This is a genomic window from Prochlorococcus sp. MIT 1318, from assembly GCF_047304505.1.
In the GTDB taxonomy this organism is placed as follows: Bacteria; Cyanobacteriota; Cyanobacteriia; order PCC-6307; family Cyanobiaceae; genus Prochlorococcus; species Prochlorococcus marinus_D.
On record NZ_CP138958.1, the window covers coordinates 2,404,783 to 2,423,464 of the forward strand.

Annotated in this window: 20 protein-coding genes and 2 tRNA genes; 11 read left to right on the forward strand and 11 right to left on the reverse strand. The window is 52.3% G+C overall.

The features are described from left to right. The first annotated feature begins 270 nt into the window (after window positions 1–270). From SIB66_RS12060 to SIB66_RS12070, 3 genes are read left to right on the forward strand one after another with little or no spacing between them, the layout of a single operon-like run. Window positions 271–528 carry a CorA family divalent cation transporter gene (locus SIB66_RS12060; protein ID WP_063421516.1) on the forward strand — a complete coding sequence of 86 codons (258 nt, stop codon included), beginning with the start codon at window positions 271–273 and terminating at the stop codon, window positions 526–528. Between the two features lie 37 nt (window positions 529–565). Continuing rightward, complete coding sequence (locus tag SIB66_RS12065) at window positions 566–934, forward strand: hypothetical protein (RefSeq protein WP_063406122.1); 369 nt, start codon at window positions 566–568, stop codon at window positions 932–934. Continuing rightward, window positions 931–1,611: a methyltransferase domain-containing protein gene (locus SIB66_RS12070; RefSeq protein WP_063421514.1), complete on the forward strand. Its 681-nt coding sequence runs from the start codon at window positions 931–933 to the stop codon at window positions 1,609–1,611. Before SIB66_RS12065 ends, SIB66_RS12070 begins: the two co-directional genes overlap by 4 nt. Window positions 1,612–1,617: 6 nt before the next feature. Here SIB66_RS12070 and SIB66_RS12075 read toward each other — a convergent pair whose 3' ends face one another. Next, window positions 1,618–1,986 (reverse strand): hypothetical protein, encoded by a 369-nt coding sequence (locus SIB66_RS12075; RefSeq protein WP_236073700.1) that lies wholly within the window; start codon window positions 1,984–1,986, stop codon window positions 1,618–1,620. Window positions 1,987–2,371: 385 nt separating this feature from the next. Then, on the reverse strand, window positions 2,372–3,451 hold the full coding sequence (locus SIB66_RS12080) for an inverse autotransporter beta domain-containing protein (RefSeq protein WP_236070193.1): 1,080 nt from the start codon (window positions 3,449–3,451) through the stop codon (window positions 2,372–2,374). 607 nt (window positions 3,452–4,058) lie between these two features. Between SIB66_RS12080 and SIB66_RS12085 the strand changes: the two genes are divergently transcribed. The 3 genes from SIB66_RS12085 (at window position 4,059) to sodX (ending at window position 5,621) form a co-directional block, all read left to right on the forward strand. Next, the gene (locus SIB66_RS12085; RefSeq protein WP_063406120.1) at window positions 4,059–4,691 is read left to right on the forward strand and encodes an FKBP-type peptidyl-prolyl cis-trans isomerase; all 633 of its coding nucleotides are present in this window, start codon (window positions 4,059–4,061) and stop codon (window positions 4,689–4,691) included. A gap of 89 nt (window positions 4,692–4,780) precedes the next feature. Continuing rightward, window positions 4,781–5,254 carry a superoxide dismutase, Ni gene (gene sodN / locus SIB66_RS12090; RefSeq protein WP_063397293.1) on the forward strand — a complete coding sequence of 158 codons (474 nt, stop codon included), beginning with the start codon at window positions 4,781–4,783 and terminating at the stop codon, window positions 5,252–5,254. A gap of 10 nt (window positions 5,255–5,264) precedes the next feature. Beyond that, window positions 5,265–5,621, forward strand: coding sequence for a nickel-type superoxide dismutase maturation protease (sodX, locus tag SIB66_RS12095; RefSeq protein WP_236070192.1), 357 nt, complete (start codon window positions 5,265–5,267; stop codon window positions 5,619–5,621). Window positions 5,622–5,641: 20 nt separating this feature from the next. On the opposite strand, the gene SIB66_RS12100 is transcribed toward sodX, so the two are convergent. From SIB66_RS12100 to SIB66_RS12125, 6 genes are all read right to left on the reverse strand, one after another. After that, on the reverse strand, window positions 5,642–6,322 hold the full coding sequence (locus SIB66_RS12100) for a hypothetical protein (RefSeq protein ID WP_063406190.1): 681 nt from the start codon (window positions 6,320–6,322) through the stop codon (window positions 5,642–5,644). A gap of 649 nt (window positions 6,323–6,971) precedes the next feature. Next, a complete protein-coding gene (gene trpC, locus SIB66_RS12105; protein WP_063406189.1) occupies window positions 6,972–7,877 on the reverse strand; it encodes an indole-3-glycerol phosphate synthase TrpC in 906 nt (301 codons plus the stop codon). Between the two features lie 63 nt (window positions 7,878–7,940). Next, entirely contained in the window at window positions 7,941–9,410 is a 1,470-nt protein-coding gene (gene lpdA, locus SIB66_RS12110) for a dihydrolipoyl dehydrogenase (protein WP_063406118.1), read from the reverse strand. 5 nt (window positions 9,411–9,415) lie between these two features. Then, window positions 9,416–10,243, reverse strand: a complete 828-nt coding sequence (locus SIB66_RS12115) for a TrmH family RNA methyltransferase (RefSeq protein WP_063406117.1) — start codon at window positions 10,241–10,243, stop codon at window positions 9,416–9,418. Window positions 10,244–10,274: 31 nt separating this feature from the next. Beyond that, window positions 10,275–10,523 (reverse strand): hypothetical protein, encoded by a 249-nt coding sequence (locus tag SIB66_RS12120; RefSeq protein ID WP_063406188.1) that lies wholly within the window; start codon window positions 10,521–10,523, stop codon window positions 10,275–10,277. Between the two features lie 37 nt (window positions 10,524–10,560). Beyond that, a tRNA-Leu gene (locus tag SIB66_RS12125) sits at window positions 10,561–10,644 on the reverse strand. A gap of 158 nt (window positions 10,645–10,802) precedes the next feature. Between SIB66_RS12125 and murA the strand changes: the two genes are divergently transcribed. From murA to SIB66_RS12150, 5 genes are all read left to right on the forward strand, one after another. After that, window positions 10,803–12,095: a UDP-N-acetylglucosamine 1-carboxyvinyltransferase gene (gene murA, locus SIB66_RS12130; protein ID WP_063406116.1), complete on the forward strand. Its 1,293-nt coding sequence runs from the start codon at window positions 10,803–10,805 to the stop codon at window positions 12,093–12,095. A gap of 35 nt (window positions 12,096–12,130) precedes the next feature. Further along, a tRNA-Leu gene (locus tag SIB66_RS12135) sits at window positions 12,131–12,212 on the forward strand. Window positions 12,213–12,220: 8 nt separating this feature from the next. Further along, a complete protein-coding gene (locus SIB66_RS12140; RefSeq protein WP_063406187.1) occupies window positions 12,221–13,402 on the forward strand; it encodes an aspartate aminotransferase family protein in 1,182 nt (393 codons plus the stop codon). Next, entirely contained in the window at window positions 13,403–14,644 is a 1,242-nt protein-coding gene (locus tag SIB66_RS12145; RefSeq protein WP_063406115.1) for a bifunctional folylpolyglutamate synthase/dihydrofolate synthase, read from the forward strand. Between the two features lie 21 nt (window positions 14,645–14,665). Beyond that, window positions 14,666–15,205: a pentapeptide repeat-containing protein gene (locus tag SIB66_RS12150; RefSeq protein WP_063406114.1), complete on the forward strand. Its 540-nt coding sequence runs from the start codon at window positions 14,666–14,668 to the stop codon at window positions 15,203–15,205. Window positions 15,206–15,216: 11 nt separating this feature from the next. Here the strand turns inward: SIB66_RS12150 and SIB66_RS12155 are convergent, their stop codons facing one another. From SIB66_RS12155 to SIB66_RS12165, 3 genes are all read right to left on the reverse strand, one after another. Further along, entirely contained in the window at window positions 15,217–16,557 is a 1,341-nt protein-coding gene (locus SIB66_RS12155; protein WP_063421512.1) for an FAD-binding oxidoreductase, read from the reverse strand. A 498-nt stretch (window positions 16,558–17,055) separates the two neighbouring features. After that, window positions 17,056–18,309, reverse strand: coding sequence for an amidohydrolase family protein (locus SIB66_RS12160; RefSeq protein ID WP_063406112.1), 1,254 nt, complete (start codon window positions 18,307–18,309; stop codon window positions 17,056–17,058). Continuing rightward, a complete protein-coding gene (locus SIB66_RS12165; RefSeq protein ID WP_413681317.1) occupies window positions 18,306–18,659 on the reverse strand; it encodes a DUF4359 domain-containing protein in 354 nt (117 codons plus the stop codon). The genes SIB66_RS12160 and SIB66_RS12165 overlap by 4 nt, the downstream gene beginning before the upstream one ends. Between the last annotated feature and the right edge of the window lie 23 nt (window positions 18,660–18,682).

An 18,682-nucleotide genomic window follows, 5' to 3' on the forward strand; every position in this document is an offset into this window, starting at 1 on the left:
TGGTTGCTGATCGCCTCAGCAATGACGCCAAGGAAGCAGAATCAAGTTGCTATGAAATTTAGGGAAGCAAATGGGATCAGAGATAGTGATCTTCAGTTCAAGTTCTGAGGGTTAGTTGAGGGGATAGCTGATTGTGCTGATCCGGCAGAGCAAGCGTTTGCTAGATCGGGGTGCGATCCGCGGCTTCCGCGAGGTGAATACCCACGTGGAGGTGCTTTTGAAACCGCTGAGCTGCTCCTTCATCAGTGCGATGGCGTCACCGGGACTTATATGGCCAGAATCAGTAACCGCATGAACCAGGTCATGAAGGTGCTGACCATTATCTCCAGCATTTTTGTGCCGCTCACGTTCATCGCCGGGGTTTACGGCATGAATTTCAACCCCGATAAATTTCCATGGAACATGCCAGAGCTGGACGCCTATTACGGCTATCCACTCTGCTTGGCCTTCATGCTGTTGATTTCCCTGCTGCAGATTTACTGGCTCTGGAAACTAGGTTGGCTACAGGATTGGACGGGAGTGCGCTGATCTCGAAAATTTTTTATGTCAATCGTCTTATAAAGTCATGAGTGGATTTTTGTTGTTCTTGCTTTATGCAGGATTAATGACATTTGGTCAATTTCTTTTTAAGCAAACTGCTGAGCAGTTCAAAACCTTATCGCCTGTAAGTGTATTTGACTCGATTGCTTTTTTGATTGGCAGTCCTCGTTTTTTGAGTGCTTGTGTCGTTTACGCAGCCGCTACGTTGCTGTGGGTAGTTGTGCTCACCCAGTTTAATCTTTCAGTGGCCTATCCGGTTGTGATCTCTTTGTCGGTGCTCTTTACTGTTTTGATTGGAGTCATTGTATTTTCAGAGCCATTGACGATCTATGGGGTATTAGGATTGGGAAGTGTCGTTATAGGTATCATGTTTCTGGCGAAGAACGCACAATGAAAGGCAGTACCTCCCAGTTTATTGCACCTCGACTGGGTGGATTTGCTGAGCGAGTGGCATTGAGGGTACGCAAGAAGATATTTGCTGATGCCATGCATGTTTGCAGGCCACAGTCAAATATTAAAATCCTTGATATTGGCGTTACAGATGACGAGAGCGCTGACTCTAACTTTTTCGAAAAACTTTATCCCTATCCATGGCAAATTACAGCTGTTGGATTGGAGGATGCTTCGTTTTTGGAGGACCAATACCCTGGTCTAGTTTTTGTAAAAGCCGACGCTTGCGATTTGCCTTTTATGGACAAAGCATTTGATTTTGCATTTTGTTCAGCAGTGATTGAGCATGTTGGCTCAAGGCAGAGGCAGAAACTATTGATTTTAGAGGCGGTACGGGTTGCTAAAGTTGTCATGATCAGCACACCAAATAAATGGTATCCAATTGAGTTTCATACGTTAACGCCTTTCCTGCACTGGCTTCCACCAAGGGTTTTTAGGTTTTTTCTGAAGGTAACAGGAAGAAAATTCTTTTCCAGAGAGTCAAATCTCAACCTGCTTTCAGCTCATTGTATTGAGAACATGTGTCATTCTGAGCATCTAAACTTTTCGGTTTATCATCAAACTCTACTAGGGATAACAAGCAACTTAGTGTATACCATTAATGATTATTCTGTCGCCTGATGCTTATCATTGATTCAGCAATTTGAATGACGACAGCTTGGATGCTGTTTGATAAAATGCAGCTGAAATCAAAAGCATCACGCATCCGATGAAGCCGTATGTCTGTGCTTCGGCGGACGCAAGTGTTCCTTGTGCTGCTTGATGGGGTAATCCAGTCAAGGATACCGTTGAAATGCCCAGCATGACTGCTGAATACCTGAACAATCGATCGGCACCCTGGTTGAGTCCTAATAGTGATCTGAAGGTGGATCTTTGGCTTCCGGCTTTGGTTTTGTAAAGTCCAAGCTGGCAGTACAGCGTCTCTTGTGTGAGTACATAGTCTGATACCACGTTCGCCGATAAAACAGTGCTTGAAATAGTATTAGTTAGAGACAAGAAGTTGATGAGTTGATTTGAAATGGCGCGTAACTGTCATCAGTTCCTGCGCTGAACTGACCCAGGTATTCTTGAACATTAAAGAGTCAGAATACGCCAGGTATCGTGTGACTTATTAGTGCAGTTTTAGTGGTCTTGATGAAAAATGTAAGGTCTTTATTTGCTGGCTTTAAACACTCTAACAACCCTCCTCATTTTTTCCAAAATTCTTTTCATTCGCCTCGCGTCTGACAACTCTCGGCCTCACAGGTTTGCCAGAAAGGCGCAAATTTTTTATTAGTCGTATCGTATGACTCTTCATGGCTACACTGCCTTGTACATACACCGACTGCGTCCAAATCTCGTTTTGATCTTGTTGTACAATTTATAATTGGTCGTGTAGCAATTAGTAAGTGTTTGTTCTGGCGCAGGCCGTGCCTTTACCCCAACAAGCTGAATTTGGCGTTTTCGGAAGTCCCCCGGTGTAACAATAAATATATGCAGCGGAATAGCCGCTAGGAGAACAACCAGAAGAAGAGCCAGAAGAACCATCATGAACCCTAACGTCTCTATGTTTAACGGCTTCTGTTAGTGCTCGGATAACAGGCGCCTTCCATTCTTTCTTGGGACTGAGAGTCGCGTAGTTATTGTTACCAAAGCGATAGCTGATGTTGCCTGAAACTCGAGTATCAAAGGCTTCGTCATAGGAGAGATTAACGCCAAGGGTTAAACCACTGCTGATTTCATAGGAGAGCTGAGCGAGAACACCGCTTGCATCGTTAGCGGTGAAGTCATCACCATGCTGGTAGTAGTAACCAATGGAGGCATCCCACTCGGGGTTGATGGAATAGCCAACATCTAAGCCGTAGGTTTTTAGAGCACCGCCCAGATAGCGGCTGTTCAGGCGTTGTTCTGTATCACCAATAGGGAAAAGGCCATAGGCATTGAAGTTCCAGCTATCAGAGACAGCTTCTAAACCAGCGGCTATTTGAGAGAAGAAAACATCACGCTTGCCTGTGACATTGACACTGGTATCAACATCACCAGAATTCATCTGCCGGCTGTCATAGCCAGCATTCACTCCATACATCCAGCTGCGATCACCATTGAGCCAGCGATAACCCAAGCGGGTTGAGGTGGAGATGGTGGTACCAGCGACATAGGTATTAACGATGCTGCTTTCACCCTCACGGTCAGAGAAGTTGGCATTGGCTATGGCATCGATAAACCAAACACTGTTCTCACCAACAGCAATGGGAAAAAACGCGCCAATACCAGCTTGGTTCGGTGTACCTGCTCCTTGCAGAGCGCCCTGAAAACCCCAGCGGAATCGCACAGCATCTTTGAGGTTGATCTCCATCACCCCCAGATCTGCTGCACTGCCTTGTTCTTCCTCTTGAGCGGCGACTGGCTGAAATGGAGAACCAGCTAAGGCAAGAGCAGCAGCACCAGTAAGCGATAAGGAGAGGCGAATCGAACGCTGCACTGGATTTAAACGCTTATAATATCAACTAATAATGCTGCCAAGACTGGCTTGCAGAGCAGCGATTGAGGCAGTTGTTTGGTTAGCGGCACTAACAATAACAACCTCAACAATTGATCTCACCAGGCCAACAACGATTGCCATGGGATTGGGATGCAAGGCTTAATCAAATTCCACAACTGTCTGCTAGACCTGAACTTAGGGAGAATATGGCACAGATCAACCACTATTAAGGCTTCATTCTATCGTCAATTTTTGCTGGGTCCTCAGTCACATCAAGAGATCAATTTTATATCTATGTCTTCAAGAAGAGGTAAACCTTAGATGCCTAAATCAACCACAAGCTTCTGCCCTACTGGAAGCCATATTCAAGTGCCTGCGTGGTAAAATTCCTGAGCTAATCCAATCAATGCCTCTCAAGCTTGAACGTAAACGCGGCAAGATTTTTCTAGGGTTTCGACTTAGCTAGCCAGAAAGACTTCGATGAACTGCTCTGCAGGGTCAACTAGCTGGAGCAGCAGCAAAGGCAACTGAAACAGCAGAAATCACCCAAGCACAGTCGAAAGCTGCATCTCCTGCCAGAATCATGTTGATTGATCATTGAGATTCAGTGCGCGACATCTTCATCAGTGCAGCCGTCTTTGTGGTGTGCGTGGTTGTGGCCTTTGTCAGCCAGATCTTGTCACCCTCAGTTGTGGTCGCCGACAGCAATGTGAATGCCGTTCAGGCAGAGGTGCGAACTGGCGAGCCAGCTGCTTTGAGCATGGCAGTGCTTGAACTCGACCCCGACGATCCCAACCCAACACTATTCAAGATGGCGATCAACGGCTCCAAGGCAGATGCTGCTGAAATCGATGCCACGCAAGCCAATGCCTCAGCCCTTGGCGGCCCAATCGAAGCAGAACCATCCCAACTAACAGCCAGTGGTCTGAGCATCACTGACCTCAAGATCGGCGATGGCCCGGAGGCCACAGCAGGCCAAACCGTTTCCGTGAACTACCGCGGCACACTGGAAAACGGCCAGGAATTCGACAGCAGCTACAAACGTGGGCCGTTCGAGTTCCCCCTAGGTGCTGGACGAGTGATCAAAGGCTGGGATGAAGGCGTTGCTGGCATGAAGGTGGGCGGCAAGCGCAAGCTGGTCATCCCCCCAGAGCTTGGCTACGGAAGCCGCGGCGCAGGCCGTGTCATCCCTGGCAACGCCACGTTGATTTTCGAAGTCGAACTCCTTGGCATCAAATGATCTAAAGGCTGAATAGAAAATCAAATCAAAAGCAAACCCAATTAGCAATCAGCCTGGGTAGGCTCAGTTTGGCTTTCTCTACCTGCCAGATGTTGCGCTCGGCACTTTCTACACTTCACAGCAACCTGCCGGCCTCTTCGGTCCAGGCTCACTGTGATGGCCCTTGCGGCGTTTACGATCCCGCCTCGGCAAGAGTCTCAGCTGAAGCCGTCGTATCGATGACCAAAAAGCTGCTCGAACTGCAGCCTCCCTCAGGCAACGATCCGGCTGCTTGGGCGGCTTACAACAACACCTTCTCTCGTTTCGTCGCCATCAAGGAAGAACAAGCTCAGCAAACCAAGAACGAACTACTGATCCTCTGGACGGATTATTTCAAGCCAGAGCATCTGGCAACCTTCCCGAATCTGCATGACATCTTCTGGAAAGCGGCCAAGCTCTGCAGCGCCTGCAAGGTCAACATCGATCAATCCAAGGCAGATGAACTGATCAAAGCTGTGGAAGCCATTCACACGATGTTCTGGAAATCCAAGGGTCGCAATGACGCCTGGGTGAGAGCCAGTTAAGCCAACAAACATGATGCCAACAGCGAACTGGCGTTCGCTGTTCCTGCTGCTTTCAGGTCTTCGTCGCCACGCTCGTGTCGATGGAGACTCAATGAGCCCCAGCCTTGCCCCTGGCGACCTGGTGATCTTTCAACCGATCACCAGCCATGACAGGCGGCTCAAGGCAGGCTGTGTAGTGGTTGTCCGTCATCCATTGCAACCAGCAACCCTGCTGATCAAACGCCTGATTGCAATCAACAATTCCGGGCTGGAACTACGTGGTGACAACGAGCGAGCAAGCACAGACAGCCGGCATTTCGGTTTGGTGAATCGCGACAGCCTGCTTGGCATCGCTGAATGCGTATGGCGTGTTCCCTTCAGCGCATAAACGCCCAGTAAATTAGGAAATCAAAGAAGCTGAGGGGATGTTTGCTGCAACCAAAAGAAGCCCGTGATGATCGATAGCCCACCTGTTGATCCAACCAGCAAGGGCAAGGCACGACGCCCCACACGCAATGTGGCTAAGGAAATCGCACCAACAACGGCAACCATCGCTGCGATGGAACCGAACAGATAAGCCGCCATATAGATCAAAGCCCCGAGAGGAGGCAAGGCCAGCGCGGGAATCACTGCAATTAGATGGCTGGCCCCAGCCAAGCCATGAAGGAGGCCAAGACTGCTTGCTGCATGAGCATGTCGCCCGTGCTGGTGTCGACCACGCAGATGCAAGTGAACATGTTGATGGTCATGGGCGTGACCATAGTTTTGTTGATGCGTGTGCTGATGGGTGTGGATATCCAGGCCAAGAGCAGTACGAATCGCCATCGCTCCAACCACAAGCAAAGCCACTCCCACGCAGAATTCGGCCCAGGAGGACACGCGCTCGATATGAACGAGGTCTTTCAAAACAATGGCAATGGTTGAAAGAACCAGAACACCTGTTGAATGGCCAATCCCCCAAGCAAGGCCACTGCGTAATGCCGTAGCCGGTTTACGTAATGCGCTCGGTGCGATGGCAACAAGATGATCAGCACCACCCACCACATGAAGGGCTCCCGCAGCGAAGCCCGTGAGGATGCTGATCAGCATGAAATCGAAACAGTCAAGAGGAAGTCTGACGGATTGAGGGTGGAATTGCGCTGATGCCACTGCTGAACAGATCAAGCGCAATAAGCATTGTGGGCAAACTCTGCTCATGCATGGGCCTTGAGCTGTTCATCGCGCAGAGAAGCAAGGAACTAAACACAACAGTCGCTTGCCTCTTGATCCGCAAATAAGCGCTGCGAACGCTCGTTAATTAGAGATCTCATCTGATTATCAAAGTCGTCGTCTGCAAGCAAGCGCACTGATTTCTCAACATGATCTGCAGGTAAAGAGGCAATCAGCTCAGGCAAATCAAGAACATCGAGCATTGCCAATTTGTGTCGTCATCACATCAAGGCTGTTGAATCGAAACAACAGGACCACCCCCTGGAAAATGCCTGAAATATGTAGACAATCAGAAACAGAAGGAGGACACCTATGAGAAACAAACAGAGTTAACGCATCAAGGAAGCAGCGAAAGATCTCGAGAAACCGCCAATCAAAACAAGGAACTTAAAGACACTCACCAAGACCTCAACCAAGCTCGTCTTGAGCTCAAAAAGCAACGGCTCATCCTTAACTCACAGCAAGCTCAGATCAACCTCTTGCTGTGGTAATGCATCGCAACGATTCCTCAAATAAAAGAAAAAAGTGATTAGCTGTTGCTCGTTCCTTCGTTACCAATCATCAGCTGCTTTAAGCCAGCACAAACATCCGACTGACGCATCAGGGCTTCTCCTACCAACACAGCTTCAGCGCCTACTGCCTGAACCCTGTCCAAATCAGCGCGGTTAAACAAGCCCGATTCACTCACCAACAAGACACCCTGCTGCTGCAATCGAGTAGCGAATTGCTTGCTCAGTGTTTCAGTGGTTTCAAGGTCTGTCTCAAAGGTGGTGAGATCACGATTATTGATGCCAATTAGTGGGAAACCACCAAGGTTGAGAACCCGTTCAAGTTCCTCAGCATCATGCACTTCCACTAAAACAGTGAGTCCAAGACTGTTGGCCACCTTGCTCAAATACGTCAGATCCTGATCAGAGAGGATCGCCACAATCAACAAAGCAGCATCTGCACCTGCAGCACGCGCCTGATAAAGCTGATATGGCGTCAGGATGAAGTCCTTACATAGCAGTGGCAGTCCAACCGTCTGCCGCACCTCAACAAGCACCTCAAATCCACCCTGAAAGAAGCTCTTATCGGTCAGCACAGACAAGCAACTCGCACCACCTTCCGCATAGGCATTGGCGATCAAAACAGGGTCAAAGTCCGCACGGATCACACCTTGACTTGGGCTGGCCTTCTTCACTTCAGCAATCACTGCCGGAGCCAGCGAAGCTTGACGCAAGGCTGCAATGAAATCTCGAGGGATGGGCAAGTCTGCAATCTGAGATTTAAGCGTCTCTAGAGGTACGCGCTGTCTTGCCGTCTCAACTTCACGGTCCTTTTCCCAAACAATCTTCTCAAGAATGTGGCGCGGCTCAGCATCGGCGTGGGGAATGGCGTACTGCAAATGCGCCACCTTGACACTTGGATTGGGCGGACGTCTGCGAATCTCCATCGGGTGGTAGTGCAATTAAAAATAGTGAACCGCAGGGCTAAGACCTGCTTGAAGAACAGCGGCCTAGGAAGCACTGGCCGATGCAACAACCGCCTTAGCCAGCTGTTTGGCCGCCTGTTTATAGGCCACTTCCACCACTTCACTCAGCGTGGGATGGGTATGCACTTCAGTTGCCAATTGAACAACGCTTTGACGTCGTGCCACCGCATTGGCTACCTCCTGGATCAAATCAGCGGCATGCAATCCATAGATATGAGCACCAAGAACTTCACCGCTGTCCTTGCGAAACAACAACTTCATCAATCCATCACTCTCCAGCTCTGCTAGTGCTTTGGAATTGGCCTTGAAATAGCTACGCACACTCCCCAACTCAAACCCATCCTTGGCGGCAAGATCTTTAGCATCAGCTTCACTCAACCCCACTGAGCTGATCTCCGGATGAGTGAAGGTCGCCGCTGGAATGCTGCGGTAATCAATCGTGCGGGAGTGTCCCTGGATGTTGTCGACAGCCAACGTGCCTTGTGCTGCGGCTGTATGGGCCAACATCAGCTTGCCAGTGACATCCCCGACAGCCCAAAGATGAGGCAACGGCTTTCCGTTGACCAATACCCTCATGCTGTCGTCGATCGGCACAAAGCCGCGATTGGTCTCCACACCAACCGACTCAAGATTGAGCCCCTTGCTACTTGGCACCCGACCAGTAGCGACGAGCACCGCATCCACCTCCAAGCTATCCACCAGCTCACGGCTTTTCATCTCCGCCAGTTCGATCCTTACCGGGCAGCCAGGGGTGACCTTACTAGCCAGCACACCAGCACGTGCATCGATGTCACGTCCTTCAATCAAATGCCGAGCTGCCATCTTGGTGATGTCGGGATCAAAGGTTGGCATGACCCGATCCAACGCCTCAATCATCGTGACTTCACAGCCGAGAGCCGTATAAACATCGGCAAATTCAAGGCCGATATAACCACTGCCGATGATGGCAATCCAACGCGGTAGCCATTCCAAGTTCACGGCTTCATCACTGGTAAAAACCGTGCGTCCATCGATTTCAATCCCAGGGGGCACGAATGGATCAGAGCCTGTGGCAAGGATCACATCCCTGGCGGTGAGTACCCGATCCACTCCACTTTTTTCTCTCAAGCCAATTCGCTGGCTTCCCTCCAATCGTCCATGGCCCCGCAGGATCGTGACACCAGCCCGCTGCAACGTTTTAGTGAGGTTGCTACGAATCGTGGCCACCAACTGGTTGGCATGGTCAGCAATCTTCTGGCGTTCAAAACGCACAGGTGCAGCATGAATGCCGAAACAAGATAGATGTTCAGCATCAGCCAGCTCACGCACCCTTCCACTGGCAGCAAGCAATGCCTTAGAGGGCACACAGCCTCGATTCACGCAAGTGCCGCCCATATCACCTGATTCCACAATCGCCACCTTGAGGCCATCATCAGCGGCATGCTTGGCGGCATCAAAACCGCCGTAACCCGCACCGATCACGATCACATCGAAGTCGAAACTGTCTTCGCTCACCCGAACTACTGCGTGGAAGAGGTCATTGTGGCTCGTCGCCGCTCAAGCAGTAGTGGCACCGCCACCGCCGCCACGTTGAGCGACTCAACCGCAGCGCTATGCGGCAAGGTGACGCAAGCCGTGCAACACGCCTGCAGATGCGGATGCAAGCCGGATCCCTCATTGCCCAGCACCAACACAGTCGGTTTTCTCCAGTCCAGCTGCCAATAAGGCAAACAAGAATGGGTTGCAGAAGAGCCCGGCACCATGGTGGCCACGACCTGTAAACCGCGACGAGCAGCACATTCAAGTTGCTCAGCTAACTGCTCCACAGCCTCCTGCCCTGATGATCCGAAGCGCTGATAGGGCAACTGAAGGATGGCCCCCGCCGAAGACCTCAGCACTTTTGGGCTGAGCGGATCCGCACCAGATGCAAGCCAAACCTCCTCCACCTCTGCCGCCAAGGCTGTGCGCAGCAAGGTGCCAAGGTTGCCAGGATCCTGCAGCCGATCCAAGGCCAAGACAAACTCGGCTTGATCAACAGCCTGCGGAAGAGAATCAAGAGGCAAAAGGCTCGCCACACCATCGGGGCTGACTGTCGTCAACGAAGCCTCCAAAACACTCGGGGTGACCTGATGAATCAAGGTTTCTGCAGGCAAGGCCTGCAGAAGATCCCCATGGCGCTCCAACCAAAAGTTGGTCGCCACAATCTCTTGAGGACGATGTGTGGTTCGCAACACTTCCTGGAGCAGGTGTGTTCCCTCAAGCAACAACAAAGCCTGCTCTTGACGGCCTTCCCTGCTGGCGAGGAATTTCAATCTCCGCACAAGAGGATTGCGGCGACTTGAAATCAATAGCGAGGCATGAGCTCCGATCTACAGGACCTCAAAATGTTGCTTGCTCACGCACCTTCAAACCTTCATTCAGGACAATCTTTTCGCCATCCAAATCAAGCCCATTGACTGCTGCGATTTCACCCTTCAAGCCTTCAGCAGCAAGGCTTTCGATCATCTTTTTGATAACTTGATCTTCCACAGTTGAACTGTCCATTGCGTCAGGAGTTAGACGTTCAAGAAAGCGACCCACTTTTGAAGCAACCAACTCAGAGGCATTGGTAATCTTGAGCACAATCATGAATCCAGCTTGAGGTTGAGTACTCAATAAAGAATAATGCGGATGGGGAGACTTGAACTCCCACACTATTGCTAGTACTAGTACCTGAAACTAGCGCGTCTACCAATTCCGCCACATCCGCTGGCGTGCGTCGCGCAAGCGACAGGATGACGATAAGACATCGACTGACTGCCAGCTTTATCTCAACCTGGCAGTTGCGAACCAGTTTGAGGGCTGGACGTCTAGACTGTCTCAAGTGAAATTGTCAATATGCCATCGTTCAAGAATAATTAACGGGACATGCCCGCAGCGGTATCCGTATCTCAAGAGATTCTCAAGCCACATCTAGAGATTCAAGGCGGCCATACTCTTTCCAAAGAACTGAAGGTCAGCGGAGCCAAGAATTCGGCCCTGGTGCTGATGACCTCAGCCCTTCTCAGCGAAGGTCCTCTTGAGCTGCACAATGTTCCCCAGCTCACAGACATCCAGGGGATGGCAGACATCCTCGCTTCCTTGGGTGTACGTGTAAAACGGAGTCAGGAGACGGTTTGGTTGCAGGCTGATGACCTTCATCACGCCGAGCCTCCCTACGATCTCGTCAATGGCCTTAGAGCTAGCTTTTTCTGCATCGGCCCACTGCTAGGACGACTCGGACACGCCAAAGTTCCCCTGCCGGGTGGTTGTCGCATCGGAGCACGACCTGTTGTTGAGCACATCAGAGGACTTAAAGCTCTTGGTGCCATGGTGAAAGTTGAGCATGGCGTTGTCACTGCTTCAGTCCCAGGAACGTCACGGCGATTGAAGGGTGCTGCAATCGTGCTCGATTGCCCAAGTGTCGGTGCGACCGAGACGATTCTCATGGCAGCTGTGTTGGCGGAAGGCACCAGCACAATCGAAAACGCGGCACAGGAGCCTGAGGTTCAAGACCTGGCCAAAATGCTCAATGCCATGGGTGCTCGGGTAAGTGGTGCTGGTGGTCCAATCATCACCATCGAAGGCGTTGAACGTTTACAAGGCTGCAACTATTCGGTCATCCCTGATCGCATTGAAGCAGGGACCTTCCTGATAGCAGCGGCAATCACTCGCTCGATCGTTCGAGTCTCACCAGTCATCCCTGAGCATCTCAATGCCGTGCTCCAGAAACTGAGAGATTGCGGCTGCACCCTTGAGATTGACAAGCAAGGAATCACGCTTATCCCTGGAGATCTTCATGGCGTTGACATCATCACCCAACCTTTCCCAGGCTTCCCAACGGACTTGCAGGCCCCCTTTATGGCCCTGTTAACCACAGCCAAAGGCACAAGCGTGGTGACAGAAAAGATCTACGAAAACCGCATGCAGCATGTTGCTGAGCTGCAACGAATGGGCGCTTCGATTCGTCTTCAAGGAAACACGGCTGTGGTCGAAGGCATCCCCCAGCTCAGTGCTGCACCAGTCAGTGGTAACGACTTAAGAGCCGCAGCGGCACTCGTGTTAGCAGGTCTTGCCGCACGCGGCATCAGTCAAGTTGATGGCCTCAACCACCTCGATCGCGGTTATGACGGGATTGAAACCAAATTGAATGCATCTGGAGCCCATATCCTTCGGCATTAGCCCTCAGGATGACCCTGGCATAACATCACCTCCACGGGAGCGTGGCGGAATTGGTAGACGCACTGGATTCAAAATCCAGCGCCTTCGGGCATGTGGGTTCAAGTCCCACCGCTCCCACTGCTGTGATGGGCACCTACAAACGCTTTCCCGTCACTCTTTTACGCGGGAAAGGATGCTGGGTATGGGATGACAATGGTCGTCAATACCTTGACGCTGTTGCCGGTATCGCGACCTGCTCCCTCGGTCACAGTGACCGGGCCCTGCGCCGCTCTCTTGGCCAGCAGCTGAAACAACTTCAGCATGTTTCCAATCTGTATCTGATTCCTGAACAAGAGGCTCTTGCCCATTGGTTAGTAGAAAACAGCTGTGCAGACAGCGTGTTCTTCTGCAATTCCGGTGCAGAAGCCAACGAAGCCGCCATCAAGCTGGCTCGCAAACATGCTCATCGCCGTCGCGGCATTGATCGGCCAATCATTCTCACCGCCAATTCCAGTTTCCACGGCCGCACACTTGCCGCCATAAGTGCCACAGGTCAACCCAACTACCACAAAGGTTTCGAACCCATGGTTGAGGGCTTTGAATTTTTCCCGTTCAATGACCTCCAAGCCTTCGAGCAGCAGCTAAATCGCCTGGAAGCTCAGGGGCCCTCTGTTGCCGCCGTGCTGATCGAACCACTGCAAGGGGAGGGTGGAGTCAATCCAGGCGAAGCAAGCTTCTTCCGGCGCCTTAGAGAACTCTGTAGCCAGCATCAGATCCTGCTGATCTTTGATGAAGTTCAGGTCGGGATGGGCCGTTGTGGTAACTGGTGGGGGTATCAGCAGCTTGGGGTCGAACCAGATGCCTTCACCTTGGCCAAAGGGCTCGGGGGAGGCCATGCCATCGGAGCGTTGCTTGTCAAACAGCACGCTGATCTTTTCGAACCAGGTGACCACGCCAGTACTTTTGGCGGCAATCCCTTTGCCTGCAAGGCAGCTCTCACAGTTGCCAAGGAGATCGAACGACGGGGTTTGATCTCAAAGGTCCAGCAACGAGGCGCTCAGCTTCGCGAAGGCCTCACCGACCTAGTGCAACGTTTCCCGAGGCAACTCAAAGGGGTAAGAGGCTGGGGGCTACTACAGGGATTGGTGCTCCAAGACGAAAGCACATTCACAGCCCCAAATGTCGCCCAAGCCGCCCTTGAAGAAAAGCTACTGGTGATAGCAGCAGGCCCAAAGGTTGTGCGGATGGTGCCGCCGCTGGTGATTAAACCAAACGAAATCCGCCAACTACTCCAACGCCTGGAGGCCACCCTGGCGCACTTCCGCTAAGTGGACAAACCCACAAGTCCAAGCAGGGAAGATTTAAGCGATCTGATCCCTCGTTTTGATCAGCGGGGGATGGATCTTGGCCTTGAGCGCATGCAACAAGCACTGCAGGCCATGGGAAACCCCTGTGCCTCGATTCCAGCCATTCAGGTCGTAGGGACCAATGGCAAAGGATCCATCGCCAGCTTCATTGCCAGCAGCCTTAAGGCTGCTGGCATACGCGTGGGTCTGACCACATCACCTCACCTCGTGAGCTGGTGTGAACGGATCAGCAGCGATGGTGAGCTGATCTCAATCGTTGAGCTACGCCAACGACTCACCGCCCTTAAACCCCTTGCCCAAACTCACCGACTCACCCCCTTCGAGCTGTTGATGGCCACGGCTTTTGATCACTTCAGATCCCGCGAGGTAGAGCTGCTTGTGCTTGAGGTGGGCCTCGGAGGACGCCTCGATGCCACCACAGCTCATCCATACAGACCAATCATTGCCATGGCCAACATCGGCCTTGACCACTGCGAACACCTTGGTTACAGCCTGGAAGAGATAACAGCAGAAAAAAGCGCCGTCATCAGTCCTGGGGCTGCTGTTATCAGTGCTCGCCAACAAGCTGAAGTGGCGAGCATTCTTGAAGACAAGGCAAAACATCAACAGGCCCGCTTGCAATGGGTTTCACCCCTCCCAGAACACTGGGACTTGGGACTACCAGGAGTCTTGCAACGACAGAACGCGGCGGTAGCCAAGGGTGCTCTGGAATCCCTGGCCCCACTTGGCTGGCGACTCAATCAAGACGTCATTCGCAAAGGGCTGGCCCACGCCTACTGGCCTGCACGGCTGCAGACCGTTCACTGGCAAAGCCAACCAGTGCTCATTGATGGTGCCCATAACCCACCAGCAGCCGAACGGTTGGCCCACGAGCGGCAGCAGTGGAGCAATCAAGAGTTTGGGGTTTGCTGGGTGCTTGGTCTACAGGCCCACAAGCAAGCACCAGCCATGCTTCGCCATTTACTCAAGCCAAGCGATCTGGCTTGGATCGTGCCGGTGCCGGAACACTGCAGCTGGACGCAGCACCAACTCGCAGCACACTGCCCGGACCTATCAAGCCAACTCCAATCTGCTGACAATGTTGAACAGGTCTTCTCCATCCTGCTCAAACAGAATCGATGGCCAAATCCACCTCCAGTTGTAGCTGGTTCCCTCTATTTACTAGGTGATCTTCTCGCAAAGCAAACCATCAAGGCAGAGTGAAAGGAAGCTGCCGTAAAGCCGATGCCGAGCTCGTTGTCGCAACGTCAAAGCCTGATGAAGTTTCTGGGCTGGATGCTTTGCCTGCTGATCGCTATCCCTGCGCAGGCTCTCGACACCAGTTCAGGGGTTGGTCTACAGGATCGGGCTCTATTCCAAGAACGACTGGACTACACCCTCACCAACCAAAACGGGAAAGACTTCCACGCACAAGACCTCTCCAACTCATCCTTCGCTGGAGCCGTTGCGCGAGCTGCCGACTTCAGCAACAGCAATCTGCGTGGCGCGATCCTCACCCAAGGAACCTTTACCCAATCAAACTTCAACGGCGCTGACCTCTCTGATGCACTGATGGATCGTGTCGACTTCGTCGATACGGATCTGCGCAATAGTGTCCTCAAAGGGGTGATTGCCTCAGGCAGCAGCTTCGCAGGAGCGCAGATTGATGGTGCCGACTTCAGCGATGCGCTACTCGATCTTGATGACCAGCGCCGCCTTTGCCTTGATGCCGACGGCATCAACCAGATCACCGGCATCGCAACCTTCGAGAGCTTGAATTGCTGAACGATTTGCTGTTAAAACCAGCCCCTCAGCTTGCCTGGATTGAGCACACCCTTGGGGTCATAACGTCGCTTAGCCGCCACCTGATCGGCATCAACAACCCCAAGCCCGCCATCCTCAACAGTGATCACATGCGGGTTGAACAAAACAGCCCCAAGCTGCCGACAATCGTTCATTAGCTGCTCCAACGACTGCCGGCCGCGCCAGCGGACAATGGGTAACGCAGCCAGGCGTTGCACACCCTGCTGGCGCACCGACTCCAGATGCCAAAGAAGATCATCGCCCCATTGCTGCTTGAGAACCTGCATCGCAGCTAACTCAGGCTGTGGCAAAAGCATCTGCAAGTAGGTCCAGTCGGGATCGACAGCACGCATGTGCATCGTGGTGTGGTTCCAGGTGAGCTCACGCAACCCTGTGCCACCCCGATCAGCCTCTGGGCCCCATACCTTGCAATGCGCTCCTGCCGCTGCTGCCAGACGCTTCAGGGTGCTAACACCATCGGGAGCGACGAGTAGCAGCAGGCGATGCTGACCATTAGAAGCACCACACCATTGAGGCAGCTGATCGACGATTGGTCTCTCATGCAAGCTACAGAGATGCAGATCAACTGCTGCACGAGCACAGCGGAGCGCAAGGGCCACGGCCTTTGACCAATCCTCACAATCGATCATCACTTCCTGCCAGGGCACAGCCGGAGCGGTTGCCAAGCTCAAGGCCGTGATGATGCCATTGCTGCCGTAAGCATGATTGAGGGCCTCCGATCCAGCCGCATCCAACTGCAACTGTTGGGGCGAATCCTCAGCGGTCACGACCTCCAAAGCCAACAGATGGCCTGGATCCCGCAAGAAACCCCAGCGCACAGAACCAATCCCACCCGAGCCGCCAGCCACGAATCCACCCACCGAAGCACTTCGCCAGCTAGATGGCAGCAGACGCAGCTGCCGACCATGGCGAGAAAGATGTTGATCTAGATCGCGCAGCAAACAGCCCGACTCCACCGTCACTACTCCCGTGTCGGGATCGAGATGCCGAACCTTAGAAAGTGCACCCATCAGCATGACCACCCCCCCCTGGAGAGGAACGCACTGGCCGTAGTTCCCTGTTCCTGAACCTCGCAGGGTTAAAGGGATGCCATGCCTCGTGCAAGCACCAGCCACAACCGCCACCGCCGCCACCGTATGGGGGCGGACAACAACATCGGCGCAACAGCCGTCCAGCTGCTCACGCAATACAGGAGAGAAATCATAGGCATCCCTTGAAAAACGCTTCAACTCAACCTGCGCATCAATGAGCTCCAAATCAGCAACGGCCGTCAGCTCGGCACAACAATCGGCAAGGAGTCTGGTGCTGGTCATCGGCCAAACTGCTAAGACAAATTAATAGCGGCAATCCATCAACAGAGCAAACGTTAAGCAGCCAAGCAACCCTCCAAAGCGGCTAAATCTCTAGACCTAGCAGCTAATTCAACTTTAAAAGCATAAGCAACTAGACCCTACCTAGATCTCCAAAGCCACTATTAGTGACTAGATCTAAACAATATCTCTACCCGTAGAATTATAGTTAAATGTGCAAATTCCACAATCAATACCAGCTTCTCCGTTAAAGTCCATCAGCCTTAACAGGCTCACAATTTTTAGAGCAAGATCTTCTCTTTCAAAAAGGTTTAACACCTTGAACTCCGTCATTACCACGAAGCCATGCTCCCTTCAGCATTACAAATAAATATCTCTTAATTAATTCTTCCATCGCTCAAGCCAAGGATCAAAAAAACACACTAATATTGAATAATAACCCAAAAGACTTCAACATTCAAACAATAAAATACCTGCTCTTTCTTGATTGAGGAAAGACGCTTATTGGTCTAGGTCTTGCAGCCAGTTTCCATCAACAATCACCTGACGGCGGGGTGGAACAGCTAGGGCCTCAGCCCAGCTGCCAGCCTCCAAAAGCAGCAGGTTGGCTGGACTGCCTGGCTGCAATGTTCCCTCCCAAGATAGGTTCATCACCCTGGCCGCCGCTGTTGTGAAAGGAGCAAGCCCTAAGCGCTGCCAAGGTGCCAGATGAGCCAAAGGCAACGAAAAAGCCATCAATGCCAAAGGGTCAAAGTTGCCAACCGGGAACCAGGGATCTTGAACGTTGTCGCCTCCCACAGCCACCGTTACCCCTGCCAGCTGGAGTTGATGGATGGGTGCCAGAGGTCGCTCCACAGGAGTGCGACGAGGTTGCTTCGACAACAACCAGCCATTGGTCAACGGCAGAGACACTACATTAAGTCGATGATGCGCCATCCGATCAGCAAAACGACGCACTGCTCCCGGAGGCAACAACCCCATGCTGCTGGCATGACTACAAGTGATCGGCACTGTGATTGACATGTGATCAAGCACCAGCAGCAGTTGCTTTAAGCCAGCCGCAGGATGGCTTTGCGACTCATCAATGTGAAGGTCAATGCCACAACCCAAGCGATCGGCAAGTTGCAGCATCTGCCGCAATGAATCTCGCGTCTTCCCCGGATCAAAAGGGGGCACAACCACACCACCCAGCAGACCTCCTACCGCTGCGACCCGACCCGCTAGCTGATCGCCTTCGCGGGTGCTCCAGTGCTCAATCGGCACCAGAGCGACCCATTGCAACTCCATCCACTCTTGCCACTGACGCTGTAGATCCAGCAAAGCCTCCCAGCTGCTATCGGTAGCTGGACCAAGGCTGTCGACATGACTGCGCATGGCTCTCAAGCCATGTCTCAACGCAAGCTTGAGAGATCTCTCAGCACGCTGCCTCACCCCAATCAACGTGCGGCTTTGACGCTCCTTAAAGTTCGCAACCATGGCACCGCCATAGGTGCCCTGCAGGTTGGGGAACTCAAGCCAGGTGAATGCCTTGTCAAGGTGAGCATGGGGCTCTGCCAACCTCGGCAAAAGCATCCGCTTCGGCGATAAAACATCAGCATCAATCAGCTCAAAAGAGCAAAGGCGCCCGTCCTGCCAACAAATGCGCAGAGGACATAGACCCTCAGCGGTAACCCGTGCTGATAAGACATCCACTTCCCGTGTCAACAAAACACGCGGCACCCAAGCCTCTAGGCATCCCTTGCGCTCCTGGCTCACTCCACATTGCCCGGATCCGTCCGAGTCTGAATGGTCAGGAAACGCCCAGCGCCCGCAATAGTTCTCACGGTGTAGGAGGGCAGACGCATCTTCGGGAGCAAATTCCGACCATCCAACTTGGTCGTGTAAAGACTGCCCAAACCAAAATTGAGTCTTGTGGTGAACTCTCCTGCAACGGATGCCAGCACCGGCTGTTGCGCTGCGATCAGCTCTGGACAATTTCTAATCCAAAGCCTCAACACCATCGGCAGCCCCTTCTGCTCACATAACTCCTCAGTCGCAAGTTCCACCAACTGATCACCTGCATAATCGCTGTAATCCTCCATGGAAGGGTTGGTCCAAACCAACACCGCACCACAACCTGCAAGGACTA